Annotated in this window: 14 protein-coding genes; 9 read left to right on the top strand and 5 right to left on the bottom strand. The window is 67.8% G+C overall.

Features of this window, described 5'->3' with window-relative positions; translation table 11 throughout:
• Nucleotides 1-2 precede the first annotated feature (2 nt).
• From pdxA to RJ1_RS01535, 4 genes are all read right to left on the bottom strand, one after another.
• Complete coding sequence (gene pdxA, locus RJ1_RS01550; RefSeq protein ID WP_073358141.1) at nt 3-2,231, bottom strand: 4-hydroxythreonine-4-phosphate dehydrogenase PdxA; 2,229 nt, start codon at nt 2,229-2,231, stop codon at nt 3-5.
• A 76-nt stretch (nt 2,232-2,307) separates the two neighbouring features.
• Nucleotides 2,308-2,997 (bottom strand): SDR family NAD(P)-dependent oxidoreductase, encoded by a 690-nt coding sequence (locus RJ1_RS01545; protein WP_073358140.1) that lies wholly within the window; start codon nt 2,995-2,997, stop codon nt 2,308-2,310.
• Entirely contained in the window at nt 2,994-4,223 is a 1,230-nt protein-coding gene (locus RJ1_RS01540) for a sialidase family protein (RefSeq protein WP_073358139.1), read from the bottom strand. Before RJ1_RS01540 ends, RJ1_RS01545 begins: the two co-directional genes overlap by 4 nt.
• Before the next feature lie 55 nt (nt 4,224-4,278).
• A complete protein-coding gene (locus tag RJ1_RS01535; protein ID WP_073358138.1) occupies nt 4,279-5,853 on the bottom strand; it encodes an ABC transporter substrate-binding protein in 1,575 nt (524 codons plus the stop codon).
• A gap of 289 nt (nt 5,854-6,142) precedes the next feature.
• On the opposite strand from RJ1_RS01535, the gene RJ1_RS01530 reads away from it, so the two are divergent.
• From RJ1_RS01530 to RJ1_RS01505, 6 genes are read left to right on the top strand one after another with little or no spacing between them, the layout of a single operon-like run.
• Nucleotides 6,143-7,195 carry an ABC transporter permease gene (locus RJ1_RS01530; protein WP_240319791.1) on the top strand — a complete coding sequence of 351 codons (1,053 nt, stop codon included), beginning with the start codon at nt 6,143-6,145 and terminating at the stop codon, nt 7,193-7,195.
• The gene (locus tag RJ1_RS01525) at nt 7,192-8,139 is read left to right on the top strand and encodes an ABC transporter permease (RefSeq protein ID WP_073358137.1); all 948 of its coding nucleotides are present in this window, start codon (nt 7,192-7,194) and stop codon (nt 8,137-8,139) included. Before RJ1_RS01530 ends, RJ1_RS01525 begins: the two co-directional genes overlap by 4 nt.
• Nucleotide 8,140: 1 nt before the next feature.
• Nucleotides 8,141-8,956, top strand: a complete 816-nt coding sequence (locus tag RJ1_RS01520) for an ABC transporter ATP-binding protein (protein ID WP_073358136.1) — start codon at nt 8,141-8,143, stop codon at nt 8,954-8,956.
• On the top strand, nt 8,953-9,810 hold the full coding sequence (locus tag RJ1_RS01515; RefSeq protein WP_073358135.1) for an ATP-binding cassette domain-containing protein: 858 nt from the start codon (nt 8,953-8,955) through the stop codon (nt 9,808-9,810). The genes RJ1_RS01520 and RJ1_RS01515 overlap by 4 nt, the downstream gene beginning before the upstream one ends.
• Nucleotides 9,810-10,766 (top strand): aldo/keto reductase, encoded by a 957-nt coding sequence (locus RJ1_RS01510; RefSeq protein WP_073358134.1) that lies wholly within the window; start codon nt 9,810-9,812, stop codon nt 10,764-10,766. The genes RJ1_RS01515 and RJ1_RS01510 overlap by 1 nt, the downstream gene beginning before the upstream one ends.
• 14 nt (nt 10,767-10,780) lie before the next feature.
• Entirely contained in the window at nt 10,781-11,545 is a 765-nt protein-coding gene (locus RJ1_RS01505) for an HpcH/HpaI aldolase family protein (RefSeq protein ID WP_073358133.1), read from the top strand.
• Nucleotides 11,546-11,604: 59 nt separating this feature from the next.
• On the opposite strand, the gene RJ1_RS01500 is transcribed toward RJ1_RS01505, so the two are convergent.
• Complete coding sequence (locus RJ1_RS01500; RefSeq protein WP_240319792.1) at nt 11,605-12,828, bottom strand: lipase family protein; 1,224 nt, start codon at nt 12,826-12,828, stop codon at nt 11,605-11,607.
• Nucleotides 12,829-13,118: 290 nt separating this feature from the next.
• Here RJ1_RS01500 and RJ1_RS01495 point away from each other — a divergent pair, with 290 nt between their 5' ends.
• The 3 genes from RJ1_RS01495 (at nt 13,119) to RJ1_RS01485 (ending at nt 15,260) form a co-directional block, all read left to right on the top strand.
• Nucleotides 13,119-14,441 (top strand): cytochrome P450, encoded by a 1,323-nt coding sequence (locus RJ1_RS01495; protein WP_073358132.1) that lies wholly within the window; start codon nt 13,119-13,121, stop codon nt 14,439-14,441.
• Nucleotides 14,442-14,509: 68 nt separating this feature from the next.
• Nucleotides 14,510-14,827 (top strand): 2Fe-2S iron-sulfur cluster-binding protein, encoded by a 318-nt coding sequence (locus RJ1_RS01490; RefSeq protein ID WP_073358131.1) that lies wholly within the window; start codon nt 14,510-14,512, stop codon nt 14,825-14,827.
• 1 nt (nt 14,828) lies between these two features.
• Nucleotides 14,829-15,260: a DUF2834 domain-containing protein gene (locus RJ1_RS01485; protein ID WP_073358130.1), complete on the top strand. Its 432-nt coding sequence runs from the start codon at nt 14,829-14,831 to the stop codon at nt 15,258-15,260.
• The last annotated feature ends 81 nt before the right edge of the window (nt 15,261-15,341 follow it).

Here is a 15,341-nt window from a genome sequence, read left to right as displayed (position 1 = left end):
CCCTACTTCACAACCGCTGTGCTGGTTGCCAATTCGGCAGCCTGACGAAGAGCTTCGACCATACTACCGGCCTCCGCAATACCCTTGCCCGCGATGTCGAAGGCGGTGCCGTGGTCGACGGACGTCCGGATGACGGGCAACCCCACCGTGATGTTGACGCCGGCCTCGATGCCGAGGACCTTTACCGGCCCGTGGCCCTGGTCGTGATACATCGCGACGATGAGGTCGTAGTCGCCGCGTCCCGCGAGGAAGAACGCCGTGTCCGCCGGCAACGGGCCGTGGACGTCGATGCCGTCCGCCTTCAGCACCTCGACCGCGGGAATGATCTTCTGCTCTTCCTCGCCGTAGCCGAACAGTCCGTGCTCGCCGGCGTGTGGGTTGATGCCGCACACCCCGATCTTCGGTTCCGCGATCCCGGAGCGCACCAGCGCCTCGTGTCCACGTCGGATGGTGCGTTCGACGAGTCCGGGTTCGATCTTGGCGACGGCGTCGAGGAGGCCGATGTGGGTGGTCACGTGGATCACCTTGAGCTTCGGCGTCGACAGCATCATGGACACTTCCTCGGTGCCGGTGAGATGCGCGAGGAGTTCGGTGTGCCCGGGGAAGATGTGGCCGGCGGCGTGCAGCGCCTCCTTGTTGAGCGGGGCGGTGCAGATGGCCTGCACCTCTCCGCGGACGGCCAGTTCGCTGGCGACGCGGATGTACTCGTATGCGGCGTGACCGGCGACCGGCGACAGTTCGCCCCACGGCAGGTCGTCGGGAAGGAGGTCGAGATCGATCACGTTGACGCGTCCGGGCACCGACTGCGCGTCCGCGACCGACTCGACGGTCACGATGTCGGCGTCGATGCCGAGGACGTTCGCCGCGAGCCGCAGCCGCTTGGCGTCGCCGATAACGACGGGGTTGCACCAGGATCGAGTGGCCTCGTCCAGCAGGGCGGGGACGATCACCTCGGGGCCGATTCCGGCGCCGTCGCCCATGGTGACGGCGACGGCGGGAAGGTTCGCGGTATCGGTTGACGCTGTCATGTGGGGTCCTCGCTGTGTGGGAGTGTGGGTGGGCGGCTGATCGCCGCGCAGGTAGGCCGCGATCGCGGAGAGGCTGGTGGTGTCGCCGAAGCTGCCGGGTCTCGTGACGACCCGCCGTCCGTCGGAGGCGACGGAGGCGACGGCGCCGTGGTGCACTTCGTGGATCGGCCGCAGCGACGTGATGCCCAATGCGTCGACGACGGCCCGCGCCGTCTCCCCGCCTGTCAGCACGAGATCGGATCTGCGGTCGTTCTGCAGGACGGCGACCAGTCGGCCGAGCGCTGCCGACACCGTCCGCGCATTCGACGGGTCCACCTCTCCGGCCACCGTCACGACGGCGTGACCGGTGTCGAGCGCGCGACGCAGGGGTGCGGTGTCCACATCGCCGAGGAGAAGCGTGCGGGCGTCGACGGGCACGTGCCGGGCGCCGTCGGCGACGAGAGACGTCACCTGGTGCACGGCAACGGGTTCCGCTGTCCCGACGACGGTCAGCACGGATTCCGGGTGGGTGATCGCAGGAGCGGGTACGTCGCGACGGGGCAGTGTGCGCGCCACGGCGGCGGCGAGCGCCGACGTCCCGACCAGTCGCACTCCGGGAAGTGCGCGGCAGGCCAGGACGATCGAGTCGAGGTCCGCATCGGTCTCGACGTCGCAGATCGCGATGGCGCCGTCGGACGCCGCGCGGGCCAGCGCCTGTTCGACACCGGGTCCGCGGTGCACGCACCGGGTGGGACGGCCAGGAAAGAGCGCGGCGATCGACTCCGGCGGCGTCGTGGATTCGGCCGACCAGGCCCCGGCTGCGTGAAGCGGTGTCGCACCGATGTGCACGACGCCGCCGCGCACGGTCCGGTCGAGTGCGGGCAGACCGGCCGCGACGACCACCGGACCGCCGTCGGCGAGGATTCCCACCTCGGCGCCGATGTTGCCGCGCAGGAGCGAGTCGATCTTCTTCACCACGAGGATGCCGGACGGAATGCCGGCGAGCGCATGCCGCATCGTCCGGGCCGCATCGTCCGGGCTCATCGACCGCGTGTCGAGATCCGCGATGACGACCCCACCCGGTTCGTGCGCCTCGGCGGCGCCGAGAAGGAGCGAGACGGGTGCGCTCCGGTCGAGGAAGGCGCTGGCCACTTCCGCCGCACCGGACAGGTCGTCGGCGAAGACCGCGACGGCCGGAACGGATCCGATCGATTTCGGTCTCATGATGCCGCCTTTGCCCGATTATCTGCGTGTTTCGTGCATTCTATGCTAGCAGTTCTGCGCGTTACGCGCAGCGCATTCACAGGGAAGCCCCCGCACACTGCACGATCGCCTGACCCGTGATGCTCCCGCCGTGCGGTCCGACGAGGAAGCCGATCAGGCCTGCCACCTCGTCCGGTGCGATGAAACGACCGAGCGGCGGAACCTTCGGCGGCGTCGACGTGCGTGCCGGATCGTTCAGCATCGGGGTGTCCGTCGGACCCGGGGCGACCACGTTGACCGTGATCGCCCGGTCCACCAACTCGGCCGCCCAGGAACGCGACATCCCCACGAGGGCCGACTTGGTGGCGGCGTACTGACTCTTCCCCGCCGCACCCGACATCGTGCGGCTCCCGACCAGGACCACCCGGCCGCCGTTGCGTATCGACGGCGCGAGCGCATTGACGAGCACCTCCGCGGCTGCGACGTGAATCCGCCACATCTCCAGGCCGTCCTCCACCCGCAGTTTCCCCAGCGGCGCGGAGGACTGCAGACCGGCGGCATGCACGACGGCGTCCACCGCACCGACCGCCGTCGCCTGCTCGGCCACCACGTCGAGGTTGCCGAGATCGACGGCCACCCAGTCGAATCGGTCGTGTTCGATGCCGGGGTCGCGCCGGCTGAATCCGGTGACCGACCATCCGTCGTCCAGAAGCCGACGCGCGGTGGCGGCGCCGATGCCGGAACTGACCCCGGTCACCAGCGCCCGCTTCGATTCGCTCGGTGTCACGACCGGCTCCCGTCGGCAATCCAGCCCGCCTCGAGTTCGACGTATTCGATTGCCTGACGGAACCGGGTGAACGCCACGTGCAGGCGACCGTCGTTCCCGGTGGTGATGCTGGGGTACGAGTACTCGCGATTCAGGCCGTCGCGGGAGTTGTTGGACAGGCAGTAGCCGTCCCCGGTCTCGATGTCCCGGCGAAGCGGCCACGTCCTGCCGCCGTCCTCGGACATCGCCAGCGTCATCGGCGCCCGGGGCGCACCCCAGAACGCGCTGCGACTGTCGCCGTCGTCGAGGGGCTCCGGTTCCGCCTCCGCCGCTGCGGGTACCGCGTCGGCGAGTCCGTCGTCGTCGATCTCGTCGTAGAGCGACGTCCGCCGCGCGGTGGCGTCGGCGGCGCTGGACTCGTTGAACACCAGAGCGAGGCGGTCGTCCGGCAGCACGACGAACTGGATGGACGAATTGTTGTTGGGAAGCTCCGTGGCCTCCGGCTCGGTCCAGGTGTCGCCGTCGTCGGTGGAGGTGCTGCGGTAGATCGAGTCGGCCCAGCGGCTGCGGTAGAGGGCCACGAGCGTGCCGTCGGCGAGGCGGCCGATGTTCATGTGCACGCAGCCGACGCTGCCGGGCACGACCACTTCCCGCCAGGAGTCGCCGTCGTCGTCGGAGAGCATCACACTGCTGTAGTCACGATCGCCCACCCACTTGCGGCCCTCGATGCGGACGCAGTGGAACACTGGGAGCAGGAGCCGTCCGGTGGGGAGTGTGATCACCGGTTGGCGCACGAACACGCCCCCGGCCTCGGTTTCCGGCAGCAGCGTGTGCGCCTCACCCCACGTGCGGCCGCCGTCGGCGGAGATGCGCCGCATGACCCGTGCCGTGTCCTGGTTGCCGGCGTGCTGGGACGTCCACAACAACCACACCGTTCCCGTGTCGGCTACGTGGAGAACGGGATTCTGCTCCGACCGCGTCGAATCGTGGGACAGCTGAACGGGCTCCGACCAGGTATCCGTGCCCGGTTCGAGCCGGGAGAACCAGACGCTGATGTCCGGCACACCCTCCTGGGTGCCGGCGAACCACACACAGCCGAGGGAACCGTCCGGGAAAACCGTCAGATTGGCCGCGTGATTCTGCACCTGAGGTGCGGGGAGCAGCGCGTCGCGGCGGCCCGCCTCGACGGCGGGACGAACGACGCCGTCGGCGGCTCGGGTATCGGTTGCGGGACTCGGTGTGGTCATCTGCGTCTCCTGTGCGTCGAGAGGATGGGACGAGCTGTCGGTGCGGTGGCCACGTCTAGGTGTGCAGGGCCGCGACGCTCAGGTCGTAGGAGTTGGTGGGGCGCAGCCCGACGCCGTCGATCCGCGAGCGCCGCGCGAGAACGGCTTTCGGGACGAACGACCACAGGCACGGGCACGTGTCCCAGATCTGACGTTGCGCGTCCGCGAGGAGTTCGGCACGCCGGGTGGCGTCGGCCTCCTCCGAGGCCTGGGTGATGATTCGGGTGATCTCGGGAAAGATGTACCCGTGGTAGGTGTCCCGGGTCGCTTCCTTCTCCGCGGTGCCGGCGTACATGCCCTGCATGATGGTGAGTGCCAGACCCGTCGGGCTCGGGAAGCCGTTGCCCAGCACGTCCCAGTCACCGGCCTTGCCCTGACGCCACTGCGAGATGTCGCCGCCGGGTTCGAACTGCTGCAGGCTGGTCCGCACGCCGACCGCGGACAGCATCTGCAGCACCGACTCCATGATGTCGGTGTCGGCGGCGAATTCGCCGGTCTCCCAGATGATCTTCAGCTCGAGGTCGCGTACCCCGAGGGCGTCGAGTTCGCCGCGGGCCCGGGCCGGGTCGTAGGTGTACTCGCCGGTCTCGACGGCGCCGTCGAGGGTGAGGGGGATGACCCCGCGCGAGGGAGTGGCGGAACCCTGGAGCACCTGGTCGGCGAGGGCGTGTCCGTCGATGGCGTAGGTCAGTGCCCGGCGCACCCGGGCGTCGGCCAACGGGTGCCCCTGCGGTTTCCGGAAATTGAAGAAGAGCTGATTCAACCGGACTCCGTCGATCCGGTCGATCGAGACGCCCGACAGTCCGGCGAGCTGGTCTGCCGCGTCCGGGGTGATGGAGTCGATCACGTCGACCTCGCCGCTGCGCAGCGTCACGACCCGGTTCGACTCGTCCGGCACGAAGCGGACCCGCACCGATTCGATCTGCGCCGGGGTTCCCCAGTACTTCTCGTTGCGCACCAGTGTGTAGTTTCCGGTGCCGCGGTCGCTTTCCGTCACCACGTACGGTCCGGTCCCCACACCGGACTGCAGCTCTTCGGGAACGTTCGCGGCCGCCGGGGTGACGAGGATGTTCGACATGAGGTAGTCGAGCACCGGGACCGGACGCTCGGTGTTCAGGGTGAAGCTGGTGTCGTCGATCTGGTCGACGGTCGGCCACTCGGGGAAGAACCCGCCGACGAAGGACCCGTCGACCTGGCTGTACATCTGCAACGCTGTCGCAACATCCTGCACCTGCACCGGGCTGCCGTCCGAATAGCGGATTCCGGGCCGCAGGTGCACGTACCACTGGGTGGGCGAGACGAGTTCGAACCGATCGGCCAGAACCAGCTGGGGCCGCAGGTTCCGGTCGATCTCGGTGAGGGCCTGCCGCACGCCGCGCTGCACGGTGAGTGCGGCATCGAACTGGTTCAGCTTGTTGTCGAGGCTCACGAGCGATCGGTTCAGGGCAAGGCTCACGGTCCTCGGTCCGGGGGTTCCCGTCGGTGTCGCGCATCCAGCGGCGGATCCGAGCGTGAGTCCGGCACCGAGGAGGAGACCCGACCGGAGCAGCGTTCTCCTCGAAAAACGCTGTTCGAAAAGAGAATTGGTCATCGTCGACCTCTCGGGACTAAGGGTGTGGGGCGCGGCGATCCGGCACGGCGCGAGATGGTTGACCACCACGCGATGTGATCGCCGGCACATCCGAACTCTACTCAAAGTTGCTTGAGATGCGCAAGATGGACGCGAGACTTGCGCACAACGCGCATTAGTGCGATTGTGAGCTGAGTTACAAACGAAGCTGCTGTACCCGACACGCCGCGGTGTCGACACCTCCCATCGCCGGCGTTATCGAAAGGTCGACGATGACCCCTCACGCAGACACCGAACGGCCGGTGACCGAATGACGCAGCACGCCGCCGAGACGGCATTAGCAGCCCAGCCCAGCGGCTCGGCATCCTCGGCACCCCGCCGGAACCAGACCTCCCGCACAGCTGTCCCGAGGGTGCTGACGGCGGCCATGCCCCGCTACGTCGCAAAACGCCTCGCACAGAGCGCGCTGACCGTCTTCCTGACCCTGACCACCGTGTTCGTCCTCATCCGGATGGCGCCCGGCGACCCCGCCTACTCGATGGCCGGGCCGCTCGCCACCACCGAGGACCTTGCCCGCATCCGGGCGGACATGGGCCTCGACCAATCCGTGTTCACCCAGTACCTGCTGTATCTGCGCGGCTTGCTCCACCTCGATCTCGGCACCTCGTACTCGTTCCAGGCACCCGCCTTCGACGTCGTCCTCGCCCGGCTTCCCTACACGATCACCCTCGCCGTCTCGGCGATCCTGCTCACCACGCTGGTCGCGATTCCGCTGGGTGTGTGGATGGCGCGCCGCGCCGACACGAGGCGCGAACTCGGTGCCAACGTCGTCACGATCGCCGGTCAGTCCATGCCCGACTTCTGGACCGGGCTCATGCTCATCACCCTGTTCGCGGTCCTGATCCCGGTGTTTCCCGCCGCCGGCTTCACGACGTGGTCGAGCCTGGTGCTGCCGACCGTGACCGTGGCCGTGCTGCAGATCGCCCTCATCTCCCGCATGGTGCGCCGGGAAATGGTCGGCGCGTTCTCCTCCCCGTACATGACCGTGGCCCGTGCGCGCGGCGTCTCGGAGCGCGAGCTCATCTGGCGGTATGCCCTGCGGAACTCGGCGATCCCGGTCCTGACCGCGCTGGGCACCCGGTTCGCGTCCATGCTCAACGGCGTCGTCGTGGTCGAGGTCGTCTTCGCGTGGCCCGGCGTCGGATCGCTGGTCGTGCGGGCACTCGAGACGAGGGACTATCCCCTCATCCAGGCCACCGTTCTCGTGACCGCGGTGCTCGCCGTCCTCGTCCAGCTCGCCGTCGATCTCTGCTATCCCCTTCTCGACCCGCGCGTCCGACTCGGAAAGGGAACGAACACATGACCACCGTCATCGATCCCCCGGCCCAGGAGCGGCCGAGCGCCGTCACCACCCGGGACATCGCCCGGGCCGGCGCCACCCGCCGCGCCCGCGACAGCCGCGTGAAGATCTGGGTGGGCAGCATCTGCGCCCTGGCCGTCATCGCGCCCGTCGCACTCGCGCAACTGCTGCCGCTGCCCTCGCCGGACGCCACCGACCTCGCCCAGCGCCGCCTTCCCCCGCTGACGGACGGTCATCTCTTCGGCACCGACCAGCTGGGCCGCGATCTCCTCTCCCGCGTCCTCTACGGCGGACAGGTGTCGCTGACCATCGGTATCCTCGCGGTCGTCGTCTCCGGGCTGATCGGCCTGTGTCTCGGCGCCCTCGCCGGGTATCTCGGCGGCTGGACCGACACGGTCGTGAGCAGGCTCCTCGAGGCCCAGCTGTCGCTGCCGCTCCTCATGATGCTGCTGCTCGTCGTGGCCCTGTTCGGCCCGTCGATTCCCGTCATCACATTCGTCATCGCGATCGCCCAGTGGCCGGAGATCGCCCGGCTGACCCGCTCCCTCGTCCTCGTCGAACGCGAGAAGCCGTACGTGGCGGCGTCCCGGGTGCTCGGGCTCGGTCGCACGGCCATCCTGTTGCGCCACGTCGTCCCCAACGTCATCAAGCAGGCCTCGCTCGTCGTCTTGCTGCTGCTCGCGCAGGCCGTGCTCCTCGAGAGCGCGCTGAGCTACCTCGGCGCCGGACCGCAACGCCCGTTCGCCACCTGGGGCCGGATCATCTCCGACGGCCAGGACTACATCACCACCTCCTGGTGGCTCGTCACCCTCCCCGGCCTCGTCATCGTGGTGCTCGTGATCGGGGTGAACCTGCTCGGCGACGGGCTCCGCGACCGCCCGGCGAAATCCCCCGGGAAGCGCCGCGGCCTCCTCCACCGGATCTCGCTGCGAAAGGAAGAGGCCTGACATGGGGAATCTCCTCACAGTCGACGAACTGCAGATCGAACTCATCACCGCCCGGGGCGTCATCCGCGCCGTCGACGGCGTGTCCTTCTGCATCGACGCCGGCGAAACCGTGACGATCATCGGCGAATCGGGGTCGGGCAAGTCGACCACCGCGATGGGCATCCTCGGCCTGCTCCCCGACGACCTGGCCGTCCTCTCGGGTTCCGCGCGTTTCAAGGACTGCGACATCCTCGGGAAGCCGAAGGCGCTCGCCAAGGTCCGGGGACGGCACATCGCCCTGATCCCGCAGGACCCGATGACCGCGCTGAGCCCGGTGCACACCATCGGATCCCAGTTGCGGGAGGCCGTGCGCCACAGCGGAATCACCGGCAGGTCGAAGGAAACCGCGCGCTCCGTGGAACTGCTCGAACAGGTGCGGATCCAAAATCCGGCAGGACAACTCGGGAAGTACCCGCACCAACTGTCCGGCGGGATGCTGCAGCGCGTGCTGATCGCCTGCTCGCTCGCGTCGGGCCCGGAACTGATCGTCGCCGACGAACCCACCAGCGCCCTCGACGTGACCGTGCAGGCGAGCATCCTCGACCTGCTCCTCGAACTACAGGAGCGCACCGGCGTCGGAATGCTCGTCATCACCCACGATCTCGGCGTCGCCCGACTGATGTCGGACCGCATCTACGTCATGAAGGACGGCCGGTTCGTCGAGAACGGTGACGCCGAAGACCTGGTCCTCCATCCCCGCAGCGCCTACACCAGGAAACTGCTCGACGCCGTCCCCCGGCTCGGCGACTACACCACGACCGTAGGAGCGTCGACATGAGTGCACCTCTGCTGTCCGTCGAAGATCTCGTCGTCGAATACCCGGTCCCCGACGGAGTGTTCCGTGCGGTCGACACCGTCAGCTTCGCGGTGGACAAGGGGGCGACCCTGGCCGTCGTCGGTGAGTCCGGGTGCGGCAAGTCGACCATCGCGAAGTCGATCGTCCGGCTGCTCACCCCCACGTCCGGCCGCATCCTGGTGGACGGGGTCGACATCGCGCAGCTGTCGGAGAAGGCACTGCGCCCCTTCCGGTCTCGCGTGCAGATGGTCTTCCAGGATCCGTACGGGTCGCTGGACCCGCACCTGACGGCCGTCGACATCGTCGGCGAACCGCTGCGCCTGCACGGCGTCCGGAGCAAGTCCGAGCGGGCGCGCCGGGCGGCGGCGCTGATCGATCGGGTCGGGCTGCCCGCCACCGCGCTCCACCGCCGGCCCACCGAGTTCTCCGGAGGTCAGCGGCAACGCATCGGCATCGCCCGGGCGCTGGCCAGCGGGCCGGAACTCCTCGTGTGCGACGAGGCCACCAGCGCACTCGACGTGTCCGTGCAGGCGCAGGTCCTGGACCTCCTCCGCGAGATCCAGCAGGACACCGGTCTGACCTACGTCTTCATCTCCCACAACCTCGGCGTGGTCCGCGAGATCAGCGACACCGTGATCGTCATGTCCCGCGGACAGGTGGTCGAAAGTGGGTCCACCACCGACGTTCTCGAACGTCCCGCCGAGCCGTACACCCAGGCCCTGCGCGCCGCCGCGCTCGACCCCACCACCATGGTCGGGATCAAACCCCGCCACCTCGTCTCGCGTCCGCCCGGCGCGACCGAGGTTCCCCGCACCGTATCCCGAGGAGTAGCTTGATGCCCGAACTCGACCTGACCTCACTCGTGCTCGGCACGATGACCTTCGGCGACACCGTCGACTTCGACGGTGCCGCAGCGATGGTCGATGCCGCGCTCGACGCCGGAATCACCCACATCGACACGGCCAACGGCTACGCCGGCGGAGAATCCGAGCGCATCCTCGCCCGGCTGCTGGCCACCCGGCGCGACCGCGTCACCCTCGCCACCAAGGCGGGAATGCCCCACCCGGACGCCGGCGACCACTCACCGCTGTCGCCTGCCGGTCTCCGGTCGAGCGTCGAGGCGAGCCTGAAGAGGCTGGACACCGATTACGTCGACCTGTTCTATCTCCACCAGCCCGACCGGGCCACACCGCTCGCCGACACCCTGTCCACCGTTGCGGACCTCGTGTCGGAGGGCAAGATCCGCGCCCTCGGTGTCTCCAATTTCGCGGCCTGGCAGATCGCAGAACTGAACCACACCGCCGACGCCGTCGGCGCACCCCGCCCGATCGTGGCCCAGCAGCTCTACAACCTCCTCGCCCGGCGGATCGAGGAGGAGTACGTCGAATTCGCGGCGGTCACCGGTCTGATCACAATGGTCTACAACCCACTCGGTGGCGGTCTGCTCACCGGCCGGCACTCGTTCGACGCCCAGCCCGCCGACGGCCGCTTCGGTGATTCGCGACTGGCGCAGATGTACAAGGAGCGGTACTGGAACACCGCGATCTTCGACGCCATCACCCAACTGTCCGTGATAGCCGACAAGGCCGGCATCCCCCTCACCGAACTCGCCCTCCGCTGGCTCGTGTCCAAGCCCGCCGCCGGGCCGATCCTCCTCGGCGGATCGAAGGTCGCGCACCTGCAGTCGAACATCGCCGCCGTCGCGAAAGGCACACTCGACGACGAACTGATCGACGCGTGCGACGAAGTGGGCAGCGCCCTGCGCGGACCCATGCCCAACTACAACCGCTAGGAGACAATCCCCTCATGAGCGCCCAGGAATTCGCCGCCCGACTCCGCGGCCGGGAACGGATCGTCGGCTACTGGTCCGTCATCGACAGCCCGGTCTCGACCGAATGGCTCGCCCACGTCGGCTGGGACTACATCGCCCTCGACCTCCAGCACGGCCTGATCGGGTACTCCGGGATGGTCGCGGGACTCACCGCCATCGACGCGTCCGGCTCCGCCGTCGGCATGGTCCGCGTCGAGTCGAACGATCCGACACCGATCGGCCGAGCTCTCGACGCCGGCGCGGCGGGAGTGATCGTCCCGCTGGTGAACACGGCCGAGGAAGCCGCCCGCGCCGTCGCGGCGGCGACCTACCCGCCGGCCGGAGTCCGCTCGTACGGGCCGATGCGCTCCCAACTGCGGATCGGCCCCACACCGGCGGACGCCAACCGCGACACCGTTCTCGTCGTGATGATCGAAACCCCACAGGGACTCGCCAACGTCGAGGAGATCTGCGCCGTCCCCGGACTCGACGGCGTCTACGTCGGACCGTCCGACCTGCGCCTCGCCGTCGGCGGCGCCCACCCGAACGACCCGAGCGTCGACGACGAATTCGAGGCGGCCCTCGTCCGCGTCCGAGACGCTGCCGCAGCAGCCGGCATCGCCGCGGGCATCCACACCCCCGACGGGGCGGTCGCGGCGCGGCGCCTCGCGGAGGGCTACACCTTCGCCACCGTCGCGTCCGACCTCACTCACCTCAAAGCGGTCTCCACGGCTCATTTGAAGGCGGCGACCGGGGAGTAGAGCATGAACGACTGCGCTGACGCGGGTGTTCCGAGACCGGTTCCGTCTCCGGGACAGCGTCAGCCGCAGTCGTCCACGGCTGGCACACCGGCGAATCGTGCTGCGAGGAAGTCGATCGCACCCTGCGCGCCGGTGATCAGCGTGGTGTTGTGGCTTCCACCGGGGTAGCGCACCACCTGCACCGTATTGCCCGCGGCACAGAACTGACGGACGAACTCGTCGTGGACCGCGACGGGCACCAGTTCGTCTGCTTCCGCGTGATAGCTGTAGACCGGTGCGCTGGTTCCTGTTGCGGTCGGGCTGTTCTCGGCGAGAGTCTCGCGCAGCGGGGGAAGATCGAACGGCCGAGGGTCGATCGTGTAGTCGTGTAACGACCGAAACGCGTAGGTCGCGATCAGATCGACGGTGCACGCGGCGCCGCTCGCGTGCATGGCCGCTCGGCCCTCAGCCGTGAAGAGCTCGCTCAGCCCCTTCTCGGGGTACGCGCGATCGATCCCGGTTACTCCGCCGAAGGTGAGTCCGAAACCGTACCCGCCGTCGACGTTCCGCATGGTCGCCTCGAGGTCGGCGGGTAACCCGCCCAGTGCAATCCCCTTCAGGCCCAGCTCGGGAGCGTGGAACTGCTGAAGTTCGGCGGCCCACGCCGTCGCGAAGGCGCCACCGGAGTATCCCCACACACCGGTAGGCGCGTTCACGTCGAGTCCGGCCGGCTCGAAATGCCGTGCGGCGCGGATCCCATCGAGAACCGCGTAGCCCGACTGCGGTCCGGCGAGGAACTCGGACTCCGGGCCCTCGTAGTCCGCGGTGACGACCGCCCACCCCCGGGACAGTAGGTTGGCGATCATCAGCGTCTCGGACGCCGCGTTCGACGTCACGGCCCCCAGGCCCGCCGTGAGCGCATACGACGGGGCGCACCGAGATCCGAGACTGTCCTCCGCGGTCTGATAGGAGACGAGCGGCCGAGGGCCGTCGCCCGTCCACGGTGCTCTCGGGACCAGAACCGTGGCGACGTCGGCCACCGGATCTCGGTGCGAGTCGAGCGACGTGTAGAGCAGCTGCCACGAATCGACCGGGAGCGGCACACTCAGCGCCGTCGCGGTCACCGGCCGCGACCGCAGGATCGTCCCGTCGGGCTGCGACTCGTAACCGGGCGGAGCGCGGTAGAACGGATCCTCGGACGGAGCCGGGATGTCGGCCACCGCAGGACCGCCCACCGCGATCAGACTCAGGCCCACCGCCGCCACGACCGCTGCCAGGGAGAACGACCACCGTCTCGTCCGCACGGGTGCTCCTTTCGTGTGGCAACCCATACGCGCCATCGTCAGTATTCTGCCACCAACTTAGGTCGAAGTATAGATATTGTCTGACCAAATTGAGTGGCGGCCTCCAATCCCCGGTCGAGCCGACCGTACCCAGCGCCACTCACCCCTCCGAAGCGGGATCAAAACCCCTCATCCGGGTGACGTACCCGCTCCCGCCATGCATGAGACTCGAGTCACAGCACATGAGGACACGGGGCGCGATACCCGGACGTCCCGGCGCTGTTCAGCCCACACCAGAGAGAAGGTTGATCATGACGACGGTCGAATCCGCCGACACCACAACAATTCCCGACGAAATAGCACGACAGATCGTCCTCCCCGAAGGGCACAGCGATGACGCGAAGCTGTACGAGGCCTACCGGTGGCTCCGCGAGAATCAGCCCTTGGCGCAGGCGCGGGTCGAGGGATACGACCCACTCTGGCTCGTCAGCAAGCACGCCGACCTGATGGAGATCGAGCGACAGCCACAGATTTTCAGCGCCGGCGGTGGGGAGAACAAGGGCTCGCACAACCCGATCCTCAGCAACCAGGCAGGCGACGAGTTCACGAAGACACTCACCGGAGGGAGTCTTCGCATCCTCGACGCGCTGCCCTACCTCGACCCCCCGGAGCACACCACGATCAAGGACGTTGCGTTCGACTGGTTCCGGCCCGCCAACCTCAAGAAGTGGGAAGACCGCATTCGCGAGACCGCGCGAGAATCCGTCGCTCGTCTCGTTTCCGGAAACCGAGACCTGGATGCCGTTCACGAGTTCGCAGTGTTCTTCCCGCTGCACGTCATCATGTCGCTCTTCGGCGTTCCGGTGGAAGACGAACCGCGCATGATGGCACTGACGCAGGACCTCTTCGGCGTCGCCGACCCGGATGCGGCGCGCGATGACGTCGAGAGCCTGTCGCCCGATGCCGCAGCGCAGCAGTGGGCCGCGGCGATCGCGGACTTCTACGCCTACTTCGACGTTCTCGTCGAGAGCAGGCGGGCAGAGCCGCAGGACGACCTGGCAACTCTCATCGCGGTCGCGAAGGATGCGAGCGGGGAGTACTTCCCCAAGACGTTCGCGTACGGGTGGTTCGTCGCCATCGCCACTGCCGGGCACGACACCACAGCGAGTACGCTCGCGGGTTGCTTGCAGCAGTTGGCCGCCCGCCCCGACATTCTCGACCGTGTGCGGGGCGATCTCAGCCTGGTGCCTCACGTGGTGAACGAGGCATTGCGCATCGTGTCCCCGGTCAAGCAGTTCACCCGTGTCGCCCTCGCCGACTACGAACTGCGGGGACGCACAATCAAGGCGGGCGACCGTCTGATGTTGCTGTTCCAGTCCGGAAACCGCGACGCCGAGGTGTTCGACAACCCGGACACGTTCGACATCGACCGTCGGCCGAACAAGCAGATCGCTTTCGGGTACGGGCCGCACATGTGCATCGGTCAGCATCTCGCGAAGCTCGAAATGAAGGTCATGCTCGAAGAGCTGCTACCCGAGCTCCGGCGCGTCGAGGTGTCCGGTGAACCCAAGATGATCCAGACGAACTTCGTCGGCGGACTGCGGCATCTCCCTGTCCACCTGACGTTTGCCTGACCCGGTGGTGCGCCGGCACGCAGCGGCTTCGGCGCACCACCCTTCGAACGAGAGAGCGCCATCAGCACATGACGAAAGTGACCTATCATCTGCCCGACGGGACCACGGAGCAGGTCGATGTCGAACCCGGAGAAACGCTCATGAATGCGTCGGTCCGCAACAATCTCCCCGGCATCGTCGCCGAATGCGCCGGCAGTTGCGCTTGCGCTACGTGTCACGTTCATCTCCCGACGGAATACACCCACTTCTTCGCAGAACCGACCGACGAGGAGACCGATCTGATCGCATATCTGGACGCGGCGGACGGCAATTCCCGTCTGTCCTGCCAACTCGTCGTCGGTGACAGCGACGACGAGATCCATGTCCGAGTCGCAGACAGCAGGTGAGATGGTGAGGACTCGACTACACGGCAACACGGCAATGAACGTCCGGCATGCCTGCTACATCCTCGCCGGGATCACGGCTCTACTCCTGACGTGGCCGTTCGCGTTCGACTGGATGGGCAACGGCGGCAACATTCTCAACCCGATCGAGTTCTTCGGTGACGGCATCGAACCGGGCGGCACAGCAGCCTTCCTGAGCATCGACATGCTGATCGCGTGGGCGGTCTTCATCGTGTGGGTTCTCACGGACACCGTGCGGATCGGGATGGGCCGCAAATGGGGCGTCGTCTTCGTTCTGTTGTCCTACATCGGCGTCTCGATGGCGTTTCCGCTCTACCTCGTTGCACGCGAACGATTTCTGGCAGGAAGTCCTACCAGATCTGAAGTGGCGCCGTCATCGGACGGCCACGAATCGAACGCCGCGCAGAGCGTTTAGCAATCGGCGAGGTACCCGACGGCCACGAGTGCGCCAAGCCCGAGTCCATGACTCGGTCCTGGCGCACTGCGTGTTCCGTGG

The sequence above is a fragment of the Rhodococcus jostii NBRC 16295 genome (assembly GCF_001894825.1).
Lineage (GTDB): Bacteria > Actinomycetota > Actinomycetes > Mycobacteriales > Mycobacteriaceae > Rhodococcus_F > Rhodococcus_F jostii.
The sequence above is the reverse complement of the archived record's forward strand: the minus strand, read 5'-3'. Positions and strand labels throughout refer to the sequence as shown.

Excerpts from the sequence above, each read along its gene's own strand:
- RJ1_RS01540 (WP_073358139.1), bottom strand. The coding sequence starts at position 4,223 with ATGACCACACCGAGTCCCGCAACCGATACCCGAGCCGCCGACGGCGTC.
- RJ1_RS01495 (WP_073358132.1), top strand. The coding sequence starts at position 13,119 with ATGACGACGGTCGAATCCGCCGACACCACAACAATTCCCGACGAAATA.
- RJ1_RS01505 (WP_073358133.1), top strand. The coding sequence starts at position 10,781 with ATGAGCGCCCAGGAATTCGCCGCCCGACTCCGCGGCCGGGAACGGATC.
- pdxA (WP_073358141.1), bottom strand. The coding sequence starts at position 2,231 with ATGAGACCGAAATCGATCGGATCCGTTCCGGCCGTCGCGGTCTTCGCC.
- RJ1_RS01515 (WP_073358135.1), top strand. The coding sequence starts at position 8,953 with ATGAGTGCACCTCTGCTGTCCGTCGAAGATCTCGTCGTCGAATACCCG.
- RJ1_RS01510 (WP_073358134.1), top strand. The coding sequence starts at position 9,810 with ATGCCCGAACTCGACCTGACCTCACTCGTGCTCGGCACGATGACCTTC.
- RJ1_RS01530 (WP_240319791.1), top strand. The coding sequence starts at position 6,143 with ATGACGCAGCACGCCGCCGAGACGGCATTAGCAGCCCAGCCCAGCGGC.
- RJ1_RS01520 (WP_073358136.1), top strand. The coding sequence starts at position 8,141 with ATGGGGAATCTCCTCACAGTCGACGAACTGCAGATCGAACTCATCACC.
- RJ1_RS01535 (WP_073358138.1), bottom strand. The coding sequence starts at position 5,853 with ATGACCAATTCTCTTTTCGAACAGCGTTTTTCGAGGAGAACGCTGCTC.
- RJ1_RS01490 (WP_073358131.1), top strand. The coding sequence starts at position 14,510 with ATGACGAAAGTGACCTATCATCTGCCCGACGGGACCACGGAGCAGGTC.
- RJ1_RS01525 (WP_073358137.1), top strand. The coding sequence starts at position 7,192 with ATGACCACCGTCATCGATCCCCCGGCCCAGGAGCGGCCGAGCGCCGTC.
- RJ1_RS01485 (WP_073358130.1), top strand. The coding sequence starts at position 14,829 with ATGGTGAGGACTCGACTACACGGCAACACGGCAATGAACGTCCGGCAT.